Genomic DNA, 20730 nt, shown 5'->3' on the forward strand with positions numbered 1-20730 from the left:
TCACATGACTTTTAAAAAACAACTGCACGCCGCTTTCACCTGCGGCATGGTGCTGGCCATCGGCGGGTTTCCGGCGCATGCCGCTGACGCCCCAGCCACCCCGCCGCTGTCACCGGTCGCTCCGGCTGCACAGGATGCTGCGGCCCCGCAAACCCGGCTGCGCTTCACTCGCGGCGTCTACAAGCCCGGCATCGAACGGCTTCGCGTGGTCCGGCGCGAAGACACGGGCAATCACGTCGCGACGCAGGTCGCGCTGAACGTGGCAACTACCTTGATCGCGGGCAGGCTCTCCATCGGCGCACAGGGCTTCTCGAAGGACGACCTGGGCGGCGTGATGTTGGAAGAGCTGAAGGACGATCCCTTGGCCGTCAACCCGGGCATCACCGAACTGAACGACGCCTTGAGCAAGGTCGCCACCGACATCTATCGCAAGCGCGCCGAAGCGGCGTATGCAACAGCACTGACGGATGGCTCGACGCCCGAGGAAATCGAAGAAGCGCGAAAGGTTCAGAAAGAAGCCGACACGCCCCTGAACTCGGGGCCGTGGCACCTTGTCTACGAGAACCTGTCGGGCACGGACGAGCTGTTCCGCCTGAAGTTCGGTGCCGAACTGGGCCGCCCGGGCTTCATGCGCCCGCCGCTCGAGTGCTTCTATCAATCGGAGCCGGTGGCGTGGACGCAGTGGAAGGCCGACAACTGGCAGCGGCTGCGCGAGGAGCGCGCGAAGGCGGTGGCCAGGTGTACCGAAACGCTGGCGGCCGCCCCCGAAAAACGCTGGTAGGGCCACGATGGAGGGCACCGAGTGGCGCGCCTTCTCCTCTCGCAATGCTGCTCAGTACAGCCCGAGCTGCCGCATCCGCAGCCGCGCCAATCCCAGCAGCGCATCGGTGAACGGCGTGGCAACCGCAGTCAGTTCGCCCAGCTCGCGCACCACCGTGACCAGCGCATCCAGCTCTACGGACCGGCCGGCCTCCACGTCTTGCAGCATCGAGGTCTTGAACGCGCCGAGCTTCATCGTTACCGCATGCCGGTCTTCGGGGCTCTGCGTGATCTCGATGCCGATGCGGCGGCCGATTTCCTTGGCCTCGAGCATCACGGCCGAGATGAAGCCACGCACATAGTCGTCGCCCATGATCAGGTCTGTGGTGGTGCCCGTGAGCGCGCTGATCGGGTTCACGGTCATGTTGCCCCAGAGCTTGAACCACACGTCTTTCTGGATCTGCGGCGACAGCGTGGTGTCGAAGCCGCCGCTCTTGAGCAGCTCGACCAGCTTCTTCACGCGCGGCGTGGCCTCGCCCGAGGGTTCGCCCACGATCAACCCGCTGCCGAAGTGATGCCGCACCACGCCTGGCGCATCTAGCGAGCAGCTCGCGTGCACCACGCAGCCGATCACGTTGCGCGCGGGAATGGCCCTTGCAATCGCTCCGTCCGGATCGACCGCTGCCAGGCGGTGGCCGGTGATGGCGCCGCCGAAGCCGCCTTCAAGAAACCACCACGGCACGCCGTTCATCGCAACCAGCACGACGGTGTCGGGCCCGATGAGCGGGCCGATGCGTTCGGCCACGCCGGCCAGCGCGGGCGCCTTGACGGCAATGACCACCAGGTCTTGCGTGCCGAGCGACTCCGGGTCGGCCACCGCATTGACCGGCACGCGCGTGCGTACGTCGCCGCGCATCAATGAAAGGCCATCTTGCTGCAGCGCCTCGAGCGTGGCGCCGCGTGCCACCACGTTGAGCCGCTCGCCGGCCTGCGCCAGGCCGGCGCCGATCCATCCGCCGATTGCGCCGGCGCCGTAGATGCAAATCTTCATGAAAGAGGCGCCTCAGTTTCTGTAGCTCGGGTCGATGCGGTCGACCTGGCGCACCAGCGCATCGAACACGTCTTGCCCCGCGCCATGCTCGGGGCTGAACTGCAGTGCATCGCGCGTGCAGCGCTCGGCGATTTCCTCGCTCACCGGAATGGCGGCGCCCATCGAAAAGGTGGCCATTTGCACTTCGCATGCGCGCTGGAGGGTCCACAGAATGGCGAAGGTCTGCGGCAGGGTCTGGCCCCAGGCCAGCAGCCCATGGTTGCGCAGGATCACCGCGTTGCGGTTGCCGATGCTCTTGAGGAGGCGCGGGCCTTCGTCGGCATGAATGGTGATGCCCTCGAAGTCGTGGTAGGCCACCATGCCATGCAGCTGCGCGGTATAGAAATTGGTCTGCTGCAGGCCACCCTGCAGGCAGGCCACGGCCACGCCGGCCGTGGTGTGCGTGTGCATCACGCAGTGCGCGCCGGGCAGGCCGTCATGAATGGCCGCGTGCACTGTGAAGCCGGCCGGGTTGACCGGATAGGTGGAACCGTCGAGCACCTTGCCCTGCAGGTCGATCTTCACCAGGTTGCTGGCCGTGACCTCGCTGTAGTGCAGGCCGAAGGGGTTGATGAGGAACTGCTTCTCTCCACCCGTCACGCTGTCGGGCAGCCGCAGCGTGATGTGGTTGTAGATCATCTCGGTCCAGCCCAGCATCGCAAACACGCGATAGCAGGCCGCAAGCTGTTCGCGCGCGGCGCGCTCGTCCGGATGGATAGACGGATGGACCAGCGCCGACGGCGCCGCGGGAGTGGAGAGTGTGTTCATTGCAGTTCCTTCATACGGTTAACCCTCAGCGGTGAAGCCGACTTCTTTCACGATCGGCGCCCACTTGGCGGTGTCTTTCTTGAGCAGGTCGGTCAGCTCGCCCGGCGTCGAAGACATGGCTTCCAGCCCGAAGTTGCCGAGGCCTTCGATCACGTCCTTGTGCGCGAGCGCGGTCTTCATGGATGCGTTCAGCCGCGCGACCACGTCGGGCGATGCCTTGGCGGGCAGGAAGAAGGCGAACCATTCGCTGTGCGCCATGTCCTTGATGCCCTGCTCGCCGAAGGTGGGTACGTCAGGCGCGAAGCGGCTGCGCTTGGAACCCGACACACCCAGGATGCGAACCTTGCCCGAGGCCAGGTGCTGCGTGATGTCGCCGATGGGGCCCGACACCGCCGAGATGTTGCCGCCCAGCAGGTCGAGCATGGCCGGCTGCGTGCCGCGGTAGGCGGCGTGCTTCAGCTCGACGCCGCTCTTCTTGCCCAGGAGCGCGCCGATGAAGTGCGGTGTGGAGCCCGCGGCCGGCGAGCCGAAATTGGCGCCGGTCGGGTTGGCCTTGGCCCAGGTCAGGAACTCGGGCACCGTCTTCACGCTGGCGGGCACGGCGGGTCCGACCGCAAAGCCGAAGTCGAAGATGCAGGCAAGGCTGACCGGCGTGAGGTCGACCATCGGGTCGTAAGGCAGCTTCTTGTAGATGTGCGGGTAGATCGTGAGGATCGAGGTGGGCGTCTGCAGGATGGTGGCGCCGTCGGCCGGCCGGCCCTTCACATAGCTCACGGCGATTTGCCCGCCTGCACCGGTGCGGTTTTCGACCACGGCTGATTTTGCGTAGTCGGGGCTCAGCTTTTGCGCGATGCGCCGGCAGGTGGTGTCCGAGGTGCCGCCGGCCGCAAAGCCGGTGACGATGGTGGCGGTTTCGAGCGAGGCTTGCGCAAAGGCGTGCTGGCCCAGGCTTGCAAGCAGGGCCGAGGCGCCGGTGGTCTGCAGCATGTGGCGGCGGGTGAATGTCATGGTGTGTCTCCGGGTGTTGGTGGTTGGTTGCAGGTTTACGACTCGTCGCGCAGCCAGGTGACTGCGCCCGAATGGGTCACTGCGCCCTGATGGGCAGGACGCACGGTGAGCGCGTATTTTTCCAGCAAGCCGCGGTGCGCCACCCCCGCGTTTACCTCACGTTTGGAGAGCCGAAGCGCAATTTCTTCGGGCGTGAGTTCCACCGAAATGCTGCGCGCTCCGGCGCGCGCATCGATGGCCACCACATCGCCGTCGCGCAGCGCGGCAATCGGCCCGCCGTCGGCCGCCTCGGGGCCCGCATAGCCGATGCACAGCCCTCGCGTGGCGCCCGAAAAGCGGCCGTCGGTCAAAAGCGCCACCTTGTCGCCCATGCCCTGGCCGTAGAGCAGGGCGGTAATGCCCAGCATCTCGCGCATGCCGGGGCTGCCCTTGGGACCCTCGTTGCGGATCACGATCACATCGCCGGGCTCGTAGCGGCGGTTTTGCACCGCCGCCTGGGCTTCTTCCTCGGAGTTGAAGACGCGTGCCGGGCCGCGGTGCACCAGCGTCTGCAGGCCCGCGGTCTTGAGCAGCGCGCCGTCGGGGCAGAGATTGCCCTTGAGCACGGCCAGCCCGCCGTCGCGGGTGATCGGATTGCCGGCTTCGCGCACCACGCGGCCGTCGGGCGCGGCGGCATCGGCCAGCTCTTCGGCCATGGTGCGGCCGGTAAAGGTGAGCGCGTCGCCATGCAGAAAGCCTTGTTCCATGAGCGTGCGCAAGATGACGCCCGCACCGCCGATGTAGAACACGTCGCGCGCCAGGTACTGGCCGCCCGGACGCAGGTCGGCGATGAGCGGCGTGCGCGCGAAGATCTCGGCCACGTCGTCCAGGTGAAACCTGATGCCGGCCTCGTGCGCAATGGCCGGCAGGTGCAGCGCGGCGTTGGTGGAGCCGCCCGTCGCCGACACCACGGTGCAGGCGTTTTCGAGCGCCTTGCGCGTGACGATGTCGCGCGGCAGGGGGCTGTCTCCCATCACCGCCTTCATGAGGTTCTTCGCGGCGCGGCGCATCAAGGGCGCGCGTTCGCTGAACACCGCCGGCACCATGCTCGAGCCGAGGGGCGCGAGGCCCAGCGCCTCGGACACCATGCCCATGGTGTTGGCCGTGAACTGGCCGGCGCAGGCGCCCGCCGTGGGCAGGCAGGCGCGGCTCATGGCGTCGAGCTCTGCGTGCGTGGCGGTGCCGGCCAGCACCTTGCCGATGGTCTCGTAGGTATCGACCACGTTGAGGTCGCGGCCGTCGGGGCCGGGCATCTGCCCCGGCAGTGCTGAGCCGCCATGCACGAACACGCTCGGCACGTTGCAGCGCACCATGCCCATCATCAGGCCCGGCAGGTTCTTGTCGCAGGCGCCGATGGCAAAGATGCCGTCCCACTGGTGGCCGCGCGTCGAGGCCTCTACGCTGTCGGCAATCAGCTCGCGCGAGATCAGCGAGAAGCGCATGCCCGAATGCGCCATGGTGAGCCCGTCGCTCACCGACACCACCGGGCATTCGTGCGGCGTGCCGCCGCCAGCGTAGATGCCCGTCTTCGCGTGCTGCGCCTGTTCGCGCAGGTTGAGGTTGCACGGGCTCATTTCGCCGCCGGTGTGGAACACGCCGATGTGCGGGCGTTCGATGTCCTCGTCGTCCTGGCCCAGCGCATGCAAGAAGCTGCGCGTGGTGGCGCGGATCGTGCCTTCGCGGATGGTGGCGGAGCGGAAGCGCTTGGGCGTGGGCTTGGGATCGGTCGGGGAAGTCATGGCGCAGGAAGGCGGAGGGTTTCAGTAGCCGTTGGGCGCGGCGGTGCCTGCGGCAGTCTTGTCGTTCTTGTCGTTCTTGTCAGTCTTGTATCTGGCCGCCAGCTGCTTGGCCGCCGCCGTGAGCAGAATGGTGTCCACCCCAACGGCCACGAACTGCGCGCCGGCAGCCAGCCACTTGCGCGCCTGCTCCTCGGTGGTGGAGAGAATGCCCGGCGCCTTGCCTGCCTTGCGGATGCGCGCAATGGCGTCGGCAATCACGGCCTGCACCTCGGGGTGGTTCGGCTGGCCCACGAAGCCCATCGATGCCGACAAGTCGGCCGGCCCGATGAACACGCCGTCCACGCCCGGCGTGGCTGCAATGGCGTCGAGATTTTTCATGGCCTCGACCGTCTCGGCCTGCACCAGCAGGCAGGTTTGCGCGTTGGCTTCGTGCAGGTAGCCGGGGTAGGCCTGCCAGCGCGAGGCGCGCGCCAGGGCGCTGCCCATGCCGCGAATGCCGTCCGGCGGGTAGCGCATGCCCTGCACCATGCGTGCGGCCTGCTCGGTCGTGTCGACCATCGGCACCAGGATGGTCTGCGCGCCGATGTCCAGGTACTGCTTGAGCAGCGTGGTGTCGCCCACCGGAACGCGCACCACGGGGTGCGAGCGCTCCGACTCCGGCTGTGCCGACCATGCACTGGAAATGCCCTGCAATTGCGCGAGCACCGAGCGCACGTCGTTGGGCGCATGCTCGCCGTCGACCAGCAGCCAGTCGAAGCCCGTGCCGGCCAGAATCTCGGCCACATAGCCGTCGGCCAGGCCGACCCAGAGGCCGATTTTCTGTTCGCCGGCCTGCATGGCCTGCTTGAAGGTATTGAGCGGTGTTTGCATGGAAGTCTTTCAGGCGAAACGAAAGGCAATGCTGCCCAGCGGGCCGTAGTCGGCATGGAAGGTGTCGCCCGGCAGGGCGGTGGTCGGACGGGTGAACGAGCCTCCGAGCACCACTTCGCCAGCTTCGAGGTATTCGTCCCAGGGCGCGAGCTTGTTCGCAAGCCATGCCACGCCCGTGGCCGGGTGGTTGAGCACGGCCGCGGCCACGCCCGATTCCTCGATCACGCCGTTCTTGTAGAGCAGCGCGCTCACCCAGCGCAGGTCCACCTCATCGGGCTTGACCGGCCGCCCGCCAAGCACGATGCCCGCATTGGCCGCGTTGTCGGCAATGGTGTCGAACACCTTGCGCGGCGCCTTGGTGTGGCGGTCAAACTGCTCGATGCGCGCGTCGATGATCTCGATGGCGGGCACCACGTAGTCGGTGGCGGCAAGCACGTCGAAGATGGTCACGTTCGGCCCCTGCAGCTTCTTGCCGAGGATGAAGGCCAGCTCCACCTCGATGCGCGGCGCGATGAAGCGCTTGAAGGGAATGTCGCTTCCCTGATCGAAAAACATGTCGTCGAGCAGCGTGCCGTAATCGGGCTCGTCGATCTGGCTGGACAGCTGCATGGCGCGCGAGGTAAGGCCGATCTTGTGGCCCTTGACTGTGCGGCCTTCGGCAATCTTGGCCTTGACCCATTCGCGCGAGATGGCATAGCCGTCTTCCACCGTCATTTCGGGAAAGCGCTTCGAAAAATGCTCGACCTGCACGCGCGACTTTTCGCTCTCGTGCAGTTCGGCCGCCAGCCTGGCGATGGTGTCGGAGGTGAGCATGAGGTTATTTGTTGAAGATGGGGTGCAGGTTGCTGTGCTTGCCGTCATACACCTGGCCCGGGCTTTCGTCTATCTGCAGCGTGATCCCGATGTGGCGCTTGTCGAAAATCGGTTCGAAATGCGCGCGCACGTCGGCCAACAGTTCGTCACCGGCCCTTTTCTTCACGGCTTCGGAGCGCCCGCCAGCCATGCGGATGTTGAGGTACACGAAGGCGTAGTCGGCCTTGCCGTCTGCCACGGCATAGTGCGCGGCCGGGTAGGCCAGCACGCGCGTGCCGCCGATGGGAAACACCGGCTTGCCGGCCTCGTCATGCTGCTTGAGCATGGTGTCGGCCAGCGTGCGGCAAAGCGCCGACATGTCGGTTTCTGCTTCGATGTTGGGCGTGTACAAAATTACCAGGTGCGGCATGCCGGTGTTCCGTTCATTTATTCAATGGACATCGTCGCGGCGGTGCATGTCACCGCAAAGATAGGTATGGCCTTCATGTGCAGGATGTGGCCTTTGCCGCGGGCGGCCGCGGCCACGCTAAGAAAGGTGCGAATCTCGAAGCCGCCCTGGCCGGCTTCGCGGTAGGTGGCTTCGTCGTTGTAGTCGGCCTGCGAGAGCAATGCTTCACGATCGTTGGCGCACCAGCGGCGCATGAACTCCGCGTCCCACTTGGCATTGACCTTGCCTGAATCAGGCGTGGCGGGCCAGTGCGAAATGCCGCCCGTGCCCACCAGCGCAATGCGTTCGGGCGCCTTGTCGCAAGCACGGCGCAGCGCCTCGCCAAAAGCCCAGGCACGATGCAGCGGCGTGAGTGGCGGGCCCTGGCAGTTGATGTTCACGGGGATGACCTTGGTGTCGAACTTCGGCGTAAGAAAGTGCAGCGGCACCATGATGCCGTGGTCGAACTTCCATTCTTCCGCATAGGCCACGTCTACCGTCTGCATCACCTCGCGGATCAGGCGCTGCGAAAGTGCGGCATCGCCCGGTACTTTCGTTTTTTCGATGCCGAGCCACTTTGGGTCTTCGATCGGACCTTCGTAGCTGTCGGCCATGCCGATGGCATAGGCCGGCATGTTGTTCATGAAAAAATTAGCAAAGTGCTCTGCCGCAATGACGATCACGGCATCAGGCCTGGTAGCGCGCATCGCCTCGCCAAAGCGATGAAACTGCGCGTGAAATTCGTCCTTCACGGCCGGATCGGCCAGGTGGGCGCGTCCGGTGATGCCGGGGGCGTGGCTGCAAACGCCTGCAAATACAAGACTCATACGCCTGCCACCTTTTCGTCTGTGCCCGTTGTCATCGCGTAGATGCCTGCGCGCACGGGACCGTATTTACGGACGCCTTCGCGCATGGCTTCCAGATAGTCTGCCCATGCAATGCCAAGCAGCGGCGCGAAGTGCATGAGCAGTTGTCCGTTGCAGCCGAGCACGTAGAGCTTTCCGATGTCGCCCTTGTCTATGGCTTCACGTTCTTCTTCGTTGAAATCATAGGCTGCGAGCAAGGCTTTGCGCGTGTCGCCGGCTTCTGCGTAGCGGCGTTGTACCTCTGTGTCGCGGTTCAGGGCGAACAGGAATTTCTGCATGGCGTAGAGGCTCATGGTGTTTGCCTTGCGTGTTCTTTCAGGGCGTGTGCAAAGGCCACCGGGTACTCCCCTCCGCGAATGTCCCCCGGGGTGCGCCCCCAGGACGGTATTCCGATTGCATCTCACACCCCCCAATGCGGAATATGGTGCGACCCCATCGACACCGCGACGTTCTTCGGCTCGCAGAACACTTCATAGCTCCAGGTACCGCCTTCGCGCCCGGTACCTGAAGCCTTGGTGCCGCCGAAGGGTTGGCGCAGGTCTCGTACGTTCTGGCTGTTGACGAAGCACATGCCGGCTTCGACCGCAGCCGCCACGCGGTGCGCACGGCCGATGTTCTCGGTCCACACGTAGCTCGAGAGGCCGTACTGGATGTCGTTGGCGAGGCGGATCGCATCGGCCTCGTCCTTGAACGGGATCAGGCAGGCCACGGGGCCGAAGATTTCTTCTTGCGCAATACGCATGCGGTTGTCAACGTCGGCAAAAACCGTGGGCATCACATAGTTGCCCTTCTTCACGCGGTCCGGCAAGGTGCCCGGCGTCTCGAGCCCGCCGCACAACAGCGTGGCCCCTTCCTTCGGTCCGAGCTCGATGTAGCTGCGCACTTTTGCCAGATGGCCTTGCGAAATCATCGGGCCGACGATGGTCTTCTCGTCGAGCGGGTCGCCCACGGTGATGCGCTTGGCGCGCTCGGCGAACCTCGCGGCAAAGTCGGCGTAGATCGATTGCTGCACCAGGATGCGCGAGCCGGCCGTGCAGCGCTCGCCGTTGTTGCTGAAGATCATGAACACCGCCGCGTCGAGCGCACGGTCGAGGTCGGCGTCGTCGAAGATCACGAACGGGCTCTTGCCGCCAAGCTCCATGCTGAACTTCTTCAACCCCGCGCTCTTCACGATGCGGTTGCCCGTGGCGGTGGAGCCCGTGAACGAGATTGCACGCACATCGGGGTGGGCCACCAGCGGCTCGCCGGCTTCCTTGCCGTAGCCGTGCACCAGGTTCAGCACGCCCGCCGGAATGCCCGCTTCGAGCGCAAGCTCGCCCAGCCGTGCCGCCGTGAGCGGCGAGAGTTCGCTCATCTTCAGCACCGCGGTGTTGCCGAAGGCCAGGCAGGGCGCGACCTTCCATGTGGCCGTCATGAAAGGCACGTTCCATGGGCTGATGAGCGCGCACACGCCCACCGGATGGAACAGTGTGTAGTTCAGGTGCGTGGGCGTGGGATAGGTGTGGCCGTCGACGCGCGTGCACATCTCGGCAAAGTAGTAGAAATTGTCGGCCGCGCGCGGAATCAGCTGCTTGCCGGTTTGCGCGATGACCTGGCCGCAATCATTGGTCTCGGTCTGCGCGATTTCGGGCACGTGTTTCGCGATCAGGTCGCCCAGCTTGCGCACCAGTTTCGCGCGCTCGGCGGCAGGCAGCCCGGCCCACTTGGGAAACGCTTCCTTCGCAGCGGCCACGGCCGCGTTCACTTCGGTTTCGCCGCCCGAGGCAACCTCGGCCAGCACCTCTTGCGTGGCGGGGTTGACGGTTTCGAAGTAGTCGGTGCCGGCAACGCTCTTGCCGCCGATGAGGTGATGAATCTGTTGCATGGGTTCCCTGCGGGGTCGGTCAGTCGAGTTTGATGTCGCGGGCCTTGATCAAGGCATGCCACTTCTTGCGTTCGGCGTCGACGAAGCGCGCCATCTCGGCGCCGTCGACGGGCCGCGCTTCCCAGCCCGCGTCGAAGAGCTTCTGGCGCACGCCGGCGTCGGCCATGGTTTTTTTCAGGTCGGCGCCGAGCCGGGCCTGCGCGTCCTTTGGGGTGGCGGCGGGCACCACGAGGCCCTGCCAGGTGTAGGCCTCGACGCCTGCGTAGCCCAACTCCTTCGCGGTCGGCACGTTGGGCAGCTGCGGAATGCGCTCGGCGCCCATCGTGACGAGTGGCACCACCTTGCCGGCCTTGACCGCGCTCACGCCGCTGGGCAGGTCGAGCATCATGAGCGGCACCTGCCCGCCCATCAGGTCTTGCAAGGCGGGTGCACCGCCTTTGTAGGGCACGTGCAGCATCGAAACGCCGGCCTCGCGCTGGAAGAGTTCGAGCGCCAGGTGGTGCGGGCTGCCGGTGCCCGGCGTGGCAATGCTGTATTTGCCCGGCGATGCCTTCAGCGCGGCGATCAGCGCCTTGGCATCGGCCAGGCCGGCATTGGGTGCGGCCGTGATGACCAGCGTCGAACGGCCCATCATGCCGATCATGGCAAAGTCTTTTTCGGCGTCGTAGGGCAGCTTCTTGTAGAGCGCCGGGTTGTACACCAGCACGCCGTTGTCGGCCGAGAACACGGTGTAGCCGTCGGCAGGCGAGCGCGCCACGTTCTCCGACGCGATGATGGCGCCTGCGCCGGGGCGGTTGTCTACCAGCACCGGCTGGCCCAGCTGCTGCGAGAGCTGCGCGCCGGCGGTGCGCGCGAGAAAGTCGGTGCCGCCGCCCGCGGGATAGCCCACCACCCAGCGCACGGGCTTGGCGGGAAAGGCCTGCGCCTGTGCCAGCTGGGGCGCGAGGGTCGTGGCGGCAAAAGCCACAAGGGCTGCTGCGAGCCCGAGCTTGTTCCTGATCGTCATCTTGTTTGTCTCTTCTGTAGTTGGTGTAGGGAGCGAAGCAGGTGGCGCGGTGCGGTGGCGGAGCTAGGCGCTGCCGGAGATGGTGTTGACCAGCGCACCGATGCGCTCGATCTCTGTCACCACCACGTCGCCGGGCTTGCAGTCGACCACTCCGTCAGGCGTGCCCGTAAGGATCAGGTCGCCGGGCGAGAGCGTCATGAAGCGGCTGAAATACTCGATGAGAAACGGCGCGTCGAAAATCATGTCGCGCGTGCTGCCCTGCTGCGTGACGGTGCCGTTCACCGTCGTCTTCAACGCCAGCGCCATGGGGTTGGGCACGTCGGCCGCATCGACGAACCAGGGGCCGAGCGGCGTGCAGGTGTCGCGGTTTTTCACGCGCAGGTTGGGGCGGTACCAATTTTCGAGGTAGTCGCGAATCGCGTAGTCGTTGGCCACGGCGTAGCCGCCGATGAAGTCGTAGGCGTCGGCCTGCTTCACGTTTCTTGCGGTCTTGCCGATGACGATGGCCAGTTCGCATTCGTAGTGCATGAACTGCACGCCCGCGGGGCGCTGCGTGTGCTGGCGGTGCCCGATGAGCGTGCTCTGGCCCTTGACGAACACCAGCGGCTCCTCGGGCGCCTTGAACTCGAGTTCCTTGGCGTGGTCTGCATAGTTGAGGCCGAGCGCGAGGATGGTGCGGGGCCGCGCTGTGGGCGCGAGCGGCGGCAGCCAGGTGAGCTGCTCTTGCGGCACGATGCGGCCGTCGTCCAGGCGCACGGCCGCATCGGGCTGGCCGCCGAATTCGTGGGCGACGCCGGTGTGCTCGCGGCCTTCGTAGATGACGCGTGCGTGCTTCATGCGGCGGTCTCCTGCACCAGCGTGTTGATCAATGGTTCGAAGCCGGGCGAAGAAATTTCGATGCGGTCGCCCGCGCGCGCCAGCGGCCGGCCGGCATCGCAGCCCAGCAGCAGAACGTCGCCGTGCGCGAGCGTCATGAATTCGCCCACATCGGCAAGCAGTTGCTGCGCGGGCCGAACAAGCTGCGAAAAGTCGACGGACTGCTTCAGCGCGCCGTTGATGCGCACCTCGAGGCGAAAGTTTGCGGGGTCGGCAACGTCCTGCGCATCGCGCAGCGCCGGGCCGATGCCCAGGAACCCGTCAACGCACTTGAACTTGACCGGTGGGCGAAAGAAGCTGGCGTGCGGAATGGAGAGGTCGTTCATCAGCACGAAGCCTTCGATGTCGCCTTCGGCGCCGATCACCATGCCGATGCTGGCGCCAATTTGCACTTCGGGTACCGACGCGGGCAGGGTGATGGCGCTGCCGTGCGGGCTCCAGGTGTTGGCGGTTTTTACATACAGCACCGGCGCTTTCGGCGGTGCCTTGTACGGCGGCTGCGTCATCTGCGGCGCAAGTGCTTCCACCTCGGCGCGAAAGTTCAGCAGCGTGCCGTACACGGTGCCGGTGGGAAGGTAATGCGTGGCGGTGCCGCTCATGAGGGTTGCTCCAGTGCAATGAGTTCGTCGAGCAGCCCGTAGAGCTGGGTGAGCTTGGCCTTGCCGAGCGACTTTTCCATCCACTCGTAGTGCGCCTCGATGCTGGTCGACAGGCGCTTTACCAGCTTCATGCCGTGCGGCGTTGCCTCGACCACCGTGCGTCGCTGGTCTGCGGGATCGCGGCTGCGCGTGATGAGCTTGTCGCGCTCCATGCGCGCAAGCACGCCCGTGAGGCTGGGGCCGAGGATGAACGCCTCTCGCGCAACGTGGCCTGTTTCAACAGCGCCGTGCTCGCCGAGCACGCGCAGCACGCGCCATTGCTGGTCGGACAGCGCGTGCTCGCGCAAGCTGGGCCGGGTGTGGGCCATCACGGCTTCGCGGGCCTGCAGCAACAGGCGCGGCAAATTGCGGTGCGTGAAGGTGGTGCTCAAGAGCGATGCCTTTCAAATTACTTAACATGTTAAATGATTGGGAATTTCTTTCCAAGCCGTTTTCCATCAGGGTTTGTGCGGACACCTAAACTCCTTGCATGGCCAAGGAAAAATCTCTCTTCGTCTGCAGCGAATGCGGCGGCACCAGTCCCAAGTGGCTCGGCAAATGCCCGAGCTGCGGCGCCTGGAACACACTCATCGAGCAGGTGGCCGGCAGCAGCGGCCCGGCCAACAACCGCTTCGGCACGCAATACGCCGCGCTTGCGGGCGTGTCCGAACTTGCCACGCTGTCTGAAATAGAAGCGACCGATGTCGCGCGCACGCCCACCGGGCTCGACGAGCTCGACCGCGTGCTGGGCGGCGGCATCGTCTCTGGCGGTGTCACGCTCATCGGTGGCGACCCGGGCATCGGCAAGTCGACGCTGCTGCTGCAGGCTGTCGATGCGCTGCAGCGCGCGGGACAGAACGCGCTTTATGTCACCGGCGAGGAAAGCGGCTCGCAGGTGGCGCTGCGCTCCAAGCGGCTCGGGCTCGACCATTCGCAGGTGCAGGTGCTGGCCGAGATCCAGCTTGAAAAGATCATTGCCACGCTCGACGCAACCCGCCCGGCCATCGCGGTGATCGATTCGATCCAGACCGTGTATTCCGACCAGCTCACATCGGCGCCGGGTTCTGTGGCGCAGGTGCGCGAATGCGCGGCGCACCTGACGCGCTTTGCCAAGACCAGCGGCACGGCCGTGGTGCTGGTTGGCCACGTCACGAAGGAGGGCGCGCTTGCGGGGCCGCGCGTGCTCGAGCACATGGTCGATACGGTGCTGTACTTCGAGGGCGACACGCATTCGAGCTTTCGCCTGGTGCGCGCCATCAAGAACCGCTTCGGCGCGGTGAACGAAATCGGCGTGTTCGCAATGACCGAGCGCGGCCTGAAGGGCGTGGCCAACCCCAGTGCAATCTTCCTGAGCCAGCATGCCGAGCCGGTGCCCGGCAGCGTGGTGCTGGTGACGCTCGAAGGCACGCGGCCGATGCTGGTCGAAATCCAGGCGCTGGTCGACAACGGCGGGCCCAGCCCGCGCCGTCTTTCGGTGGGGCTCGACCGCGACCGGCTCGCAATGCTGCTGGCCGTGCTGCATCGCCATGCGGGCGTGGCCTGCATGGACCAGGACGTGTTCGTCAACGCAGTGGGCGGCGTGCGCATCAGCGAACCCGCGGCCGACCTGGCTGTGATGCTTGCGATTACTTCGAGCTTGCGCGGCAAGCCGCTGCCCAAGGGCTTCATCGCGTTTGGCGAAGTGGGCCTGGCAGGTGAGGTGCGCCCCGCGCCGCGCGGGCAGGAGCGCCTGCGCGAAGCGGCCAAGCTGGGCTTCAGCGTGGCCGTGGTGCCCAAGGCGAATGCGCCGCGCAAGGGCACGAAGGAAATCGAAGGCCTGACGATCCACGCCGTCGAGCGCATCGAAGAGGCGATGGACGTGGTCCGCCGCCTCGACTGATCTCAGGGAAAAAAATGCCCGGCGCGCCAGTGACGCGCCGGGCCACCCTCCCTACCCCCCGATGTGCATCGTGAACGCCGGTCCGCCGTTGAGCACGCATTGGCCGCTGCCCAACGTGGCCGAGTTCATCGTGTACTGGCAACTCAGGTTGCCGCCGCGATTGCCGCTGGCGTTCGCCAGCCCGGCACCTCGCGAGCCCGCAACCCGGGTCGCCTCTCCCTGAAACTGCTCATTGCCGATCAGCGCGTTGAAATGTCCGCGACCGTTCATGTCGTTGGTCACCGTGCCGGCAATGGTTCCGTAGCGCGCCGCTTCGGCGTTCGACGGATATAGCCGTGCACTGAAGCTTTGCGTTACCGGGCCCGGAGCCACGGCATAGGCCTGCGAAGGCGGTGCCGCGGGAGCGGGTTGTCCGAGCGGCACCACGTAGCAGCCGCTGAGTGCGGTGGCGGTGAGTGCAGCACAAAGGCTGAGACGAACGAATGTGACGGATCGGGGAATGCTCATACGCTTTTCAGTGGCCCGGGCTGATGCCCGTGAGATGAAATGTGCCGCCTGGCGCTACCGCGCCGGGTGCCTTTAGCGGTGAGTACCGTGCCGCGCGCCCGGCGGTAGCCATGGCCGCTACTGCTGCCCAAGTCCGGCGGCACGGCAACAAAGCGCCCTTGCTGCATATGCGTACTTTCGAATGACGCCGGCCTGGCAAGGCCTGCCGCGCGGCGACAATGCGCGGCATGAATTTCCAGAAATTGCTGGTGCCGGTGGGCGCCATCGTCTTTTTAGGGCTGGCCTGGCGCAGCGGCGGCTGGGGCGGCGTGGCCCTGGCTGGCGGTGTGATCGTGATGTTCTTGCTGCTGCACTTCAACCGCGCAATGCAGGTGCTCAAGCGTGCCGCCGATCGCCCGATCGGCTATGTGGCGAGCGCGGTAATGCTCAATGCCAAGCTCAAGAAGGGCGCAACGCTGATGCACGTGATTGCGATGACGCGTGCCCTCGGCGAACTGCGTTCACCGAAGGACGAGCAGCCCGAGCTCTACCGCTGGACCGATACCGGCGGCTCGTATGTCGATGCGGTGTTCAACAGCGGCAAGCTGCAAAGCTGGGCGCTGACGCGCCCCGAAGCGGAGCCCGAGGCCGCCTCGCCTTCCGAAGAAAACCCGGCGGGCTGAGCCGCCGCAGGGTGCCGTCAGGTCAGAACGGCGCGTCTTCTTCGACCTCGGCGTCTGCCGGAGTGGTTGTCGTGGGCGTCTCTGCAGCAGCCTTGGGTGCTGCATCTGTTGGCGCGCCGCTGAAGGCTGCTTCGCCGCCGAGCGCTTCGAGCAGCGCCGGCACCAGCTGGCCGAGTTCGCCGGTGGCAATGGCCACGTCGGCATCGAAGTTGTCTTCCTTCTTGCCGCCCGAGGCACCGTCGCCGGTGCCTTCGAGGAACACGATCTTGCGGATCAGCATGCCGTGCGTCAGCTCGAAGGACACGCGGTCGTCCCAGGTGAGCGCCAGGCGCGTGGGGCGCTTGCCGTCGGTGATGTGCTTTTGCACTTCCTCGATGTCGAGCGGGTGCTTGGCGTAGCGCACCACGGCCTTGGAGTCGTCCGAAGCCTTGAGCTCGCACTCGCGGTCGATGGTGAAGCCGGCCGGCGGCTCTTGCGTGAGGAGCCAGTTGGCCATGGCGGCGGCCGGCTCGATCTGCGTGTTGATGAGGGCCACCGCAAAGCCGTCGAGCGACTTCACGAGGCTGGTCACCACTTCGTCCGCGCGGGCGGCGTTGGCGCTGTTGATCACGAGGCGGCGCTCGGCCTGGTCGATCCACACGGCCACGCGGGCGCTGCGGGTGAAGGCCATGGGCAGCAGCTCGAGGGTGATGTCCTCCTTGAGCTCTTTCTTTTCCTTCTTGCCGGGCTTGCGGCCGGTGGTGGCCTCTATTTGCGCGCAGCGTTCGTCGAGCTTGCGGCGCACCACGGAGCCGGGCACCTGCTTGCTCTCGATCATGTATTCGACCAGCCACTGGCCGCCGATGGATTCGACCAGCGGGCCGTTGGCTTCGCCCCGGGGCTCGACCCAGCCGGCGGATTTTTCCTGCGAAGGGCCGCAGGGCTCGAAGCGCTGCTTGCCGAGGCCTTCTTCGATTTCGGTCAGTGTTTGGGACCAGGCAGGTTCGATGCGATAGACGATGACGTTCTTGAATACGGACACGGAAACCCTTTTTCCACTGGTTTGGACAACCCGCCATTGTCGGGCACCCCGTTCCGCCGGGCGCCGTAAAATCGAAAGCTTTTGCGACTCCCCGGTCGCTCCCCACACAGCTGCCCCCCAAAGGAATCAGGAAATGAGCTCGATCCCCCCCTCGCTGGACGACCGTGACGGCAAGATCTGGATGGACGGCGAACTCGTGGACTGGCGCGACGCCAAGATCCACGTGCTGAGCCATACGCTGCACTACGGCTGCGGCGCCTTCGAGGGCGTGCGCGCCTACAAGACGCCCGAAGGCACGGCCATCTTCCGCCTGGCCGAGCACACCGAGCGCCTGTTCAACAGCGCCAAGATCCTGCGCATGAAGATCCCGTTCACGCCCGAACAGCTGAACGAGGCCCAGAAACAGGTCGTGCGCGAGAACAAGCTCGAAAGCTGCTACCTGCGCCCGCTGATCTGGATCGGCTCCGAAAAGCTCGGCGTGAGCCCCAAGGGCAACAAGATCCACGCCATGGTCGCGGCCTGGTCCTGGGGCGCCTACCTGGGCGAAGAGGGCATGAAGCGCGGCATCCGCGTGAAGACCTCCAGCTACACCCGCCACCACGTCAACATCACCATGACGCAGGCCAAGTCGGTGAGCAACTACACCAACTCCATCCTCGCCAACATGGAAGCGCTGGACGACGGCTACGACGAAGCGCTGCTGCTCGACGCGAGCGGCTTTGTCTCCGAGGGCGCGGGCGAGAACATCTTCGTGGTGAAGGGCGGCGTGGTCTACACGCCCGACCTCTCGGCCGGCGCACTGAACGGCATCACACGCAACACCATCCTGCACGTGTGCAAGGACCTCGGCATCGAGCTGGTGCAAAAGCGCATCACGCGCGACGAGGTCTACATTGCCGACGAAGCCTTCTTCACCGGCACGGCGGCCGAAGTCACGCCCATCCGCGAACTCGACCGCATCGAGATCGGCAACCGCGGCGACGGCGGCTCGCGCGGTCCGATCACCGAAAAAATCCAGGCTGCCTTCTTCGACATCGTGAACGGCAAGAACCCCAAGTACGCCCACTGGCTCACGAAAGTCTGAGAAACATGTCTACCAACGCAGTCGTCGAACTCCTGGCCAAGGAGCTCAACCACCAGGGCGGCGTGTTCTGCCCAAGCCCCAAGGCCGACATGAAGCTCTGGAACACCCACCCCAAGGTGTACCTCGACGTGGCGCGCACCGGCGAAGCCAAGTGCCCGTACTGCGGCACCGTCTACCGCCTGGCGGCGGGCGAAACGGTGTCGTCGCGGCACTGAGCGGTGGCGGCCGCTGTCGGGTAGCTGGCCGATGGCTACCCGATAGCTACTTGATCGTTACCGTATAGCTATCTAGCTCGAAGCGGGCGCCTCGGGCACCGCCGCGATGCGGCTTCCCGGCCACAGGTCGTTCCACGGCTGCGTGCTCCGTGGTTCCTGTGCAAGCCGCAGGTACACCATTGCAATCCACAGCAGCGCCAGGCCAATCTGCGCGTCCCGCACGGCGGAGTTCACGCTCGATGCGATCAGCGCAATCAGCGTGGCGGCCAGCGCGTAGCGGCCCGCAATGTCGGGCCGTTTCCACGCCTGCCACACGGCGCCCGCCATGATGACCAGGAGGCTCAGCAAGGCCGGCAGGCCGCCCTGCGCACCGGCCCAGAGAAAGTCGTTGTGCGGCATGTTCGAATCCGCAAACATCGCCGGGCCGCGCTTGTGCCACTGGCTGGTCCAGCCGCCGATGCCCCAGCCGGTGAGCGGCCGGTCGGCAATCATGAGGCCGGTGTCGCGGTACATGTAGTAGCGAATGACCCAGCTGCCCTTGAAGACCGCGCCGGCCTGCGCCTTTTCGATTTCTTCGATGCCGGTTTCGACCTTGTGCTGCAGCTGCGGCAACTGGTACAGCGCGGCGGCCAGCACCACGGCGCCCAGCACCAGCGAACTCACCAGCATCTTGAGGTGGCTGCGCCACTGGTGGATGCACACCACGGGAATCACCAGCATCAGCGCGAGCACCGAAGTGCGCGAGGTAAGCGGCAGCGCCACCACCAGGCCCAGGCCGAGCACCAGTGCAAAGGCGGGAACGGCACGCAGCGGCCTGTGCGCGGCAATCTGCGCAATACCCCAAACCGCTGCCGTGGAGGCCACCACGCTGAAAAGCAGCGCGTTGCTGATCGACTTGTTGCCGACTTCCATGACCACCGCGCGCAGCGGCGACCAGATCGGAAAGCCTGTGGCGTAGAACGCGACGATCAGCACGATGTTCAGCGCCGCAATCAGCAGAAAGCCGCGCAGCGCCCATACCGCTTCTTCGCGCGAGAGCGCCAGCGCCATCAATATGGTGAGCCCGATGCGCAAGCCATGGAAGAGGTTCGAGCCGGTCTCGGGGTAGTGCGGCCCGATGGCCAGCACAATGAAAGTCCAGCCCAGGTACGCCACCAGCGGCCACCATAGCGGGTTGGCGCGCAGCCTCGCATAGCGTTCGCGCAGCCCGCCGGCCAACAGCATGGTGGCGAGCAGCAGCAAGGCCGAAAGGTAGGTAACGCCGACGGGCATGAACACCACCAGCCCCCAGAACGCGGCCGCGGGCCTGACGATGTGCGATCTCTGCATAGGGGCGGGATTTTAGGTGGGGCTGCAGCAGCCCGACCTGACTACAGGCCCGCAGGCCTGCCGCCCCGGTCAGCCGTTGCTGGCTGTGGGCAGGCGGATGACGAAGCTCGCGCCTCCGCCCGGGCGCTCTTCGCAGCGCACGCTGCCGCCGTGGCGCTCGGCAATCGACTTCACGAGCGCCAACCCCAGGCCAACGCCGCCGTTGCGCTCGCTGGCGCCGGGCAGCCGGTAGAAGGGCTCGAAGATGCGGTCGCGCAAGGAGGCCGGCACGCCGGGCCCGCGATCGTTGACGCGCACGGTGGCAAAGCCGTTGGCATTGCCCAGCTCCACCGAAATTTCGCCCGCGCCGTAGCGGCGGGCGTTCTCCAGAAGGTTGCGGATGGCCCGGCGCAGCAGGCGCGACACGCCCGGCACGGTGAGCTTGGCGTTGTCGGTGCCTTCCACCAGGTCGAGCTCGGCATTGACCTGCGAGCACTCTTCGGCCGCAAGCCCGGTCAGGTCGACCGCCTCGATGGTGCCCATGTCGGCCTCGCTCGCGTCGAGGCGGCTGGCCAGAAGGATCTCGTCGATCAGCTGGTCGAGCTCGCCGATGTTGCGCGAGATTTCGTCGCGCGCCGCGGGGCTCGGGCGGTCGCCCATCAGTTCCAGGCCCATGCGGATGCGGGTGAGCGGCGAGCGCAGCTCGTGCGATGCATTGGCCAGCAGCGATTTGTGCGAGCGCACCAGTTTTTCGATGCGTTCGGCCGAGGCGTTGAAACGTTTGGAGAGATCAGCCACTTCGTCCTGCCCTTCTTCGATCACGCGCACCGAAAGGTCGCCTTCGCCCCAGCGCTGCACACCGCGCTGCAGCGTCTCCAGCCGCTGGGTGAGCCGCCGCACGATGGGGTACACACCCAGCGCCACGGCAATGCCGACGAGCGCGATCATCCAGCCCAGCCCGAAAGGCGTGCGCCATGGCGCGAACCCGCCGGTGCCCGAAGGCCGGTCGCGCGGCGCCACGCGCAGCGTGATGGCCTTGCCGTCGCTCAGCGTCACGTCGAACTCCAGCCCCTGGCCCGGCACGCGCAGCGCCTTGCCGCTGCCGATGGTGCGGTCTTGCGCATCGAGCACCACCACGTTGCGCGGCACCGGCGCCAGGCGCTCGCGCTCGGCCTCGGCGGCTTCGCGCACGATCCAGTTGGCCATGAGCGTGAGGATGACGACGCCGCCCACCACCGCAAGCCAGATGCGGACGTACAGGTGGCGTGAGTACAGGCTGCGCAGCATCAGC

Annotated in this window: 23 protein-coding genes; 5 read left to right on the forward strand and 18 right to left on the reverse strand. The window is 65.9% G+C overall.

The genetic code is table 11. The features are described from left to right. The first annotated feature begins 4 nt into the window (after positions 1-4). The gene (locus tag J2X67_RS09680) at positions 5-781 is read left to right on the forward strand and encodes a hypothetical protein (RefSeq protein ID WP_309952559.1); all 777 of its coding nucleotides are present in this window, start codon (positions 5-7) and stop codon (positions 779-781) included. A gap of 51 nt (positions 782-832) precedes the next feature. On the opposite strand, the gene J2X67_RS09685 is transcribed toward J2X67_RS09680, so the two are convergent. The 14 genes from J2X67_RS09685 to hpaR form a co-directional block, all read right to left on the reverse strand. Beyond that, positions 833-1810, reverse strand: coding sequence for a 2-dehydropantoate 2-reductase (locus tag J2X67_RS09685; protein WP_309952561.1), 978 nt, complete (start codon positions 1808-1810; stop codon positions 833-835). 12 nt (positions 1811-1822) lie between these two features. Further along, positions 1823-2617, reverse strand: a complete 795-nt coding sequence (locus J2X67_RS09690; protein ID WP_309952562.1) for a class II aldolase/adducin family protein — start codon at positions 2615-2617, stop codon at positions 1823-1825. Positions 2618-2635: 18 nt separating this feature from the next. Continuing rightward, entirely contained in the window at positions 2636-3625 is a 990-nt protein-coding gene (locus J2X67_RS09695; protein ID WP_309952564.1) for a Bug family tripartite tricarboxylate transporter substrate binding protein, read from the reverse strand. A gap of 35 nt (positions 3626-3660) precedes the next feature. Continuing rightward, positions 3661-5403, reverse strand: a complete 1743-nt coding sequence (ilvD, locus tag J2X67_RS09700) for a dihydroxy-acid dehydratase (RefSeq protein WP_309952566.1) — start codon at positions 5401-5403, stop codon at positions 3661-3663. 21 nt (positions 5404-5424) lie between these two features. Next, on the reverse strand, positions 5425-6273 hold the full coding sequence (locus tag J2X67_RS09705) for an HpcH/HpaI aldolase/citrate lyase family protein (RefSeq protein WP_309952567.1): 849 nt from the start codon (positions 6271-6273) through the stop codon (positions 5425-5427). 9 nt (positions 6274-6282) lie between these two features. After that, entirely contained in the window at positions 6283-7086 is an 804-nt protein-coding gene (gene hpaH / locus J2X67_RS09710) for a 2-oxo-hept-4-ene-1,7-dioate hydratase (RefSeq protein ID WP_309952569.1), read from the reverse strand. A gap of 4 nt (positions 7087-7090) precedes the next feature. Continuing rightward, positions 7091-7495, reverse strand: a complete 405-nt coding sequence (locus J2X67_RS09715; protein WP_309952570.1) for a 5-carboxymethyl-2-hydroxymuconate Delta-isomerase — start codon at positions 7493-7495, stop codon at positions 7091-7093. Between the two features lie 17 nt (positions 7496-7512). Continuing rightward, a complete protein-coding gene (locus J2X67_RS09720) occupies positions 7513-8340 on the reverse strand; it encodes an extradiol ring-cleavage dioxygenase (protein WP_309952572.1) in 828 nt (275 codons plus the stop codon). After that, positions 8337-8672 (reverse strand): aromatic ring-opening dioxygenase subunit LigA, encoded by a 336-nt coding sequence (locus J2X67_RS09725; protein ID WP_281149170.1) that lies wholly within the window; start codon positions 8670-8672, stop codon positions 8337-8339. Before J2X67_RS09725 ends, J2X67_RS09720 begins: the two co-directional genes overlap by 4 nt. 107 nt (positions 8673-8779) lie before the next feature. Then, on the reverse strand, positions 8780-10243 hold the full coding sequence (gene hpaE / locus J2X67_RS09730; RefSeq protein ID WP_309952575.1) for a 5-carboxymethyl-2-hydroxymuconate semialdehyde dehydrogenase: 1464 nt from the start codon (positions 10241-10243) through the stop codon (positions 8780-8782). A gap of 19 nt (positions 10244-10262) precedes the next feature. Beyond that, positions 10263-11249 (reverse strand): tripartite tricarboxylate transporter substrate binding protein, encoded by a 987-nt coding sequence (locus tag J2X67_RS09735; RefSeq protein WP_309952577.1) that lies wholly within the window; start codon positions 11247-11249, stop codon positions 10263-10265. A 63-nt stretch (positions 11250-11312) separates the two neighbouring features. Next, positions 11313-12086 carry a fumarylacetoacetate hydrolase family protein gene (locus J2X67_RS09740; protein ID WP_309952579.1) on the reverse strand — a complete coding sequence of 258 codons (774 nt, stop codon included), beginning with the start codon at positions 12084-12086 and terminating at the stop codon, positions 11313-11315. Then, positions 12083-12724, reverse strand: a complete 642-nt coding sequence (locus J2X67_RS09745; protein ID WP_309952581.1) for a fumarylacetoacetate hydrolase family protein — start codon at positions 12722-12724, stop codon at positions 12083-12085. The genes J2X67_RS09740 and J2X67_RS09745 overlap by 4 nt, the downstream gene beginning before the upstream one ends. Then, entirely contained in the window at positions 12721-13155 is a 435-nt protein-coding gene (hpaR, locus tag J2X67_RS09750) for a homoprotocatechuate degradation operon regulator HpaR (RefSeq protein WP_309952582.1), read from the reverse strand. The genes J2X67_RS09745 and hpaR overlap by 4 nt, the downstream gene beginning before the upstream one ends. 98 nt (positions 13156-13253) lie before the next feature. Between hpaR and radA the strand changes: the two genes are divergently transcribed. Beyond that, positions 13254-14642 carry a DNA repair protein RadA gene (radA, locus tag J2X67_RS09755; protein ID WP_309952585.1) on the forward strand — a complete coding sequence of 463 codons (1389 nt, stop codon included), beginning with the start codon at positions 13254-13256 and terminating at the stop codon, positions 14640-14642. A 51-nt stretch (positions 14643-14693) separates the two neighbouring features. Here radA and J2X67_RS09760 read toward each other — a convergent pair whose 3' ends face one another. Further along, a complete protein-coding gene (locus tag J2X67_RS09760) occupies positions 14694-15149 on the reverse strand; it encodes a hypothetical protein (RefSeq protein WP_309952586.1) in 456 nt (151 codons plus the stop codon). Between the two features lie 218 nt (positions 15150-15367). Here J2X67_RS09760 and J2X67_RS09765 point away from each other — a divergent pair, with 218 nt between their 5' ends. Continuing rightward, positions 15368-15811: a glycerate kinase gene (locus J2X67_RS09765; RefSeq protein ID WP_309952589.1), complete on the forward strand. Its 444-nt coding sequence runs from the start codon at positions 15368-15370 to the stop codon at positions 15809-15811. A 22-nt stretch (positions 15812-15833) separates the two neighbouring features. Here the strand turns inward: J2X67_RS09765 and J2X67_RS09770 are convergent, their stop codons facing one another. Next, positions 15834-16832 carry a recombination-associated protein RdgC gene (locus tag J2X67_RS09770; RefSeq protein WP_309952592.1) on the reverse strand — a complete coding sequence of 333 codons (999 nt, stop codon included), beginning with the start codon at positions 16830-16832 and terminating at the stop codon, positions 15834-15836. A gap of 133 nt (positions 16833-16965) precedes the next feature. Here J2X67_RS09770 and J2X67_RS09775 point away from each other — a divergent pair, with 133 nt between their 5' ends. Both J2X67_RS09775 and J2X67_RS09780 read left to right on the forward strand, forming a co-directional pair. Continuing rightward, entirely contained in the window at positions 16966-17916 is a 951-nt protein-coding gene (locus J2X67_RS09775; protein ID WP_309952594.1) for a branched-chain amino acid transaminase, read from the forward strand. 5 nt (positions 17917-17921) lie between these two features. Continuing rightward, complete coding sequence (locus J2X67_RS09780) at positions 17922-18131, forward strand: zinc-finger domain-containing protein (RefSeq protein ID WP_157611418.1); 210 nt, start codon at positions 17922-17924, stop codon at positions 18129-18131. 72 nt (positions 18132-18203) lie between these two features. On the opposite strand, the gene J2X67_RS09785 is transcribed toward J2X67_RS09780, so the two are convergent. Both J2X67_RS09785 and J2X67_RS09790 read right to left on the reverse strand, forming a co-directional pair. Continuing rightward, positions 18204-19460, reverse strand: coding sequence for an O-antigen ligase family protein (locus tag J2X67_RS09785; RefSeq protein ID WP_309952597.1), 1257 nt, complete (start codon positions 19458-19460; stop codon positions 18204-18206). Positions 19461-19529: 69 nt separating this feature from the next. Further along, positions 19530-20726 carry an ATP-binding protein gene (locus J2X67_RS09790; protein ID WP_309952600.1) on the reverse strand — a complete coding sequence of 399 codons (1197 nt, stop codon included), beginning with the start codon at positions 20724-20726 and terminating at the stop codon, positions 19530-19532. Between the last annotated feature and the right edge of the window lie 4 nt (positions 20727-20730).

This window comes from Variovorax sp. 3319 (genome assembly GCF_031456585.1).
Classification (GTDB): Bacteria; Pseudomonadota; Gammaproteobacteria; order Burkholderiales; family Burkholderiaceae_C; genus Variovorax; species Variovorax paradoxus_P.

What these genes read in the sequence shown, in the direction of transcription:
- J2X67_RS09720 (WP_309952572.1), bottom strand. Translation starts at nt 8,340, where the DNA reads ATGAGTCTTGTATTTGCAGGCGTTTGCAGCCACGCCCCCGGCATCACC.
- radA (WP_309952585.1), top strand. Translation starts at nt 13,254, where the DNA reads ATGGCCAAGGAAAAATCTCTCTTCGTCTGCAGCGAATGCGGCGGCACC.
- J2X67_RS09790 (WP_309952600.1), bottom strand. Translation starts at nt 20,726, where the DNA reads ATGCTGCGCAGCCTGTACTCACGCCACCTGTACGTCCGCATCTGGCTT.
- J2X67_RS09695 (WP_309952564.1), bottom strand. Translation starts at nt 3,625, where the DNA reads ATGACATTCACCCGCCGCCACATGCTGCAGACCACCGGCGCCTCGGCC.
- J2X67_RS09735 (WP_309952577.1), bottom strand. Translation starts at nt 11,249, where the DNA reads ATGACGATCAGGAACAAGCTCGGGCTCGCAGCAGCCCTTGTGGCTTTT.
- J2X67_RS09760 (WP_309952586.1), bottom strand. Translation starts at nt 15,149, where the DNA reads ATGAGCATTCCCCGATCCGTCACATTCGTTCGTCTCAGCCTTTGTGCT.
- J2X67_RS09780 (WP_157611418.1), top strand. Translation starts at nt 17,922, where the DNA reads ATGTCTACCAACGCAGTCGTCGAACTCCTGGCCAAGGAGCTCAACCAC.
- J2X67_RS09680 (WP_309952559.1), top strand. Translation starts at nt 5, where the DNA reads ATGACTTTTAAAAAACAACTGCACGCCGCTTTCACCTGCGGCATGGTG.
- J2X67_RS09685 (WP_309952561.1), bottom strand. Translation starts at nt 1,810, where the DNA reads ATGAAGATTTGCATCTACGGCGCCGGCGCAATCGGCGGATGGATCGGC.
- hpaH (WP_309952569.1), bottom strand. Translation starts at nt 7,086, where the DNA reads ATGCTCACCTCCGACACCATCGCCAGGCTGGCGGCCGAACTGCACGAG.
- ilvD (WP_309952566.1), bottom strand. Translation starts at nt 5,403, where the DNA reads ATGACTTCCCCGACCGATCCCAAGCCCACGCCCAAGCGCTTCCGCTCC.
- J2X67_RS09690 (WP_309952562.1), bottom strand. Translation starts at nt 2,617, where the DNA reads ATGAACACACTCTCCACTCCCGCGGCGCCGTCGGCGCTGGTCCATCCG.
- J2X67_RS09775 (WP_309952594.1), top strand. Translation starts at nt 16,966, where the DNA reads ATGAGCTCGATCCCCCCCTCGCTGGACGACCGTGACGGCAAGATCTGG.
- J2X67_RS09745 (WP_309952581.1), bottom strand. Translation starts at nt 12,724, where the DNA reads ATGAGCGGCACCGCCACGCATTACCTTCCCACCGGCACCGTGTACGGC.
- J2X67_RS09725 (WP_281149170.1), bottom strand. Translation starts at nt 8,672, where the DNA reads ATGAGCCTCTACGCCATGCAGAAATTCCTGTTCGCCCTGAACCGCGAC.
- J2X67_RS09765 (WP_309952589.1), top strand. Translation starts at nt 15,368, where the DNA reads ATGCGCGGCATGAATTTCCAGAAATTGCTGGTGCCGGTGGGCGCCATC.
- hpaE (WP_309952575.1), bottom strand. Translation starts at nt 10,243, where the DNA reads ATGCAACAGATTCATCACCTCATCGGCGGCAAGAGCGTTGCCGGCACC.
- J2X67_RS09715 (WP_309952570.1), bottom strand. Translation starts at nt 7,495, where the DNA reads ATGCCGCACCTGGTAATTTTGTACACGCCCAACATCGAAGCAGAAACC.
- J2X67_RS09705 (WP_309952567.1), bottom strand. Translation starts at nt 6,273, where the DNA reads ATGCAAACACCGCTCAATACCTTCAAGCAGGCCATGCAGGCCGGCGAA.
- J2X67_RS09740 (WP_309952579.1), bottom strand. Translation starts at nt 12,086, where the DNA reads ATGAAGCACGCACGCGTCATCTACGAAGGCCGCGAGCACACCGGCGTC.
- J2X67_RS09785 (WP_309952597.1), bottom strand. Translation starts at nt 19,460, where the DNA reads ATGCAGAGATCGCACATCGTCAGGCCCGCGGCCGCGTTCTGGGGGCTG.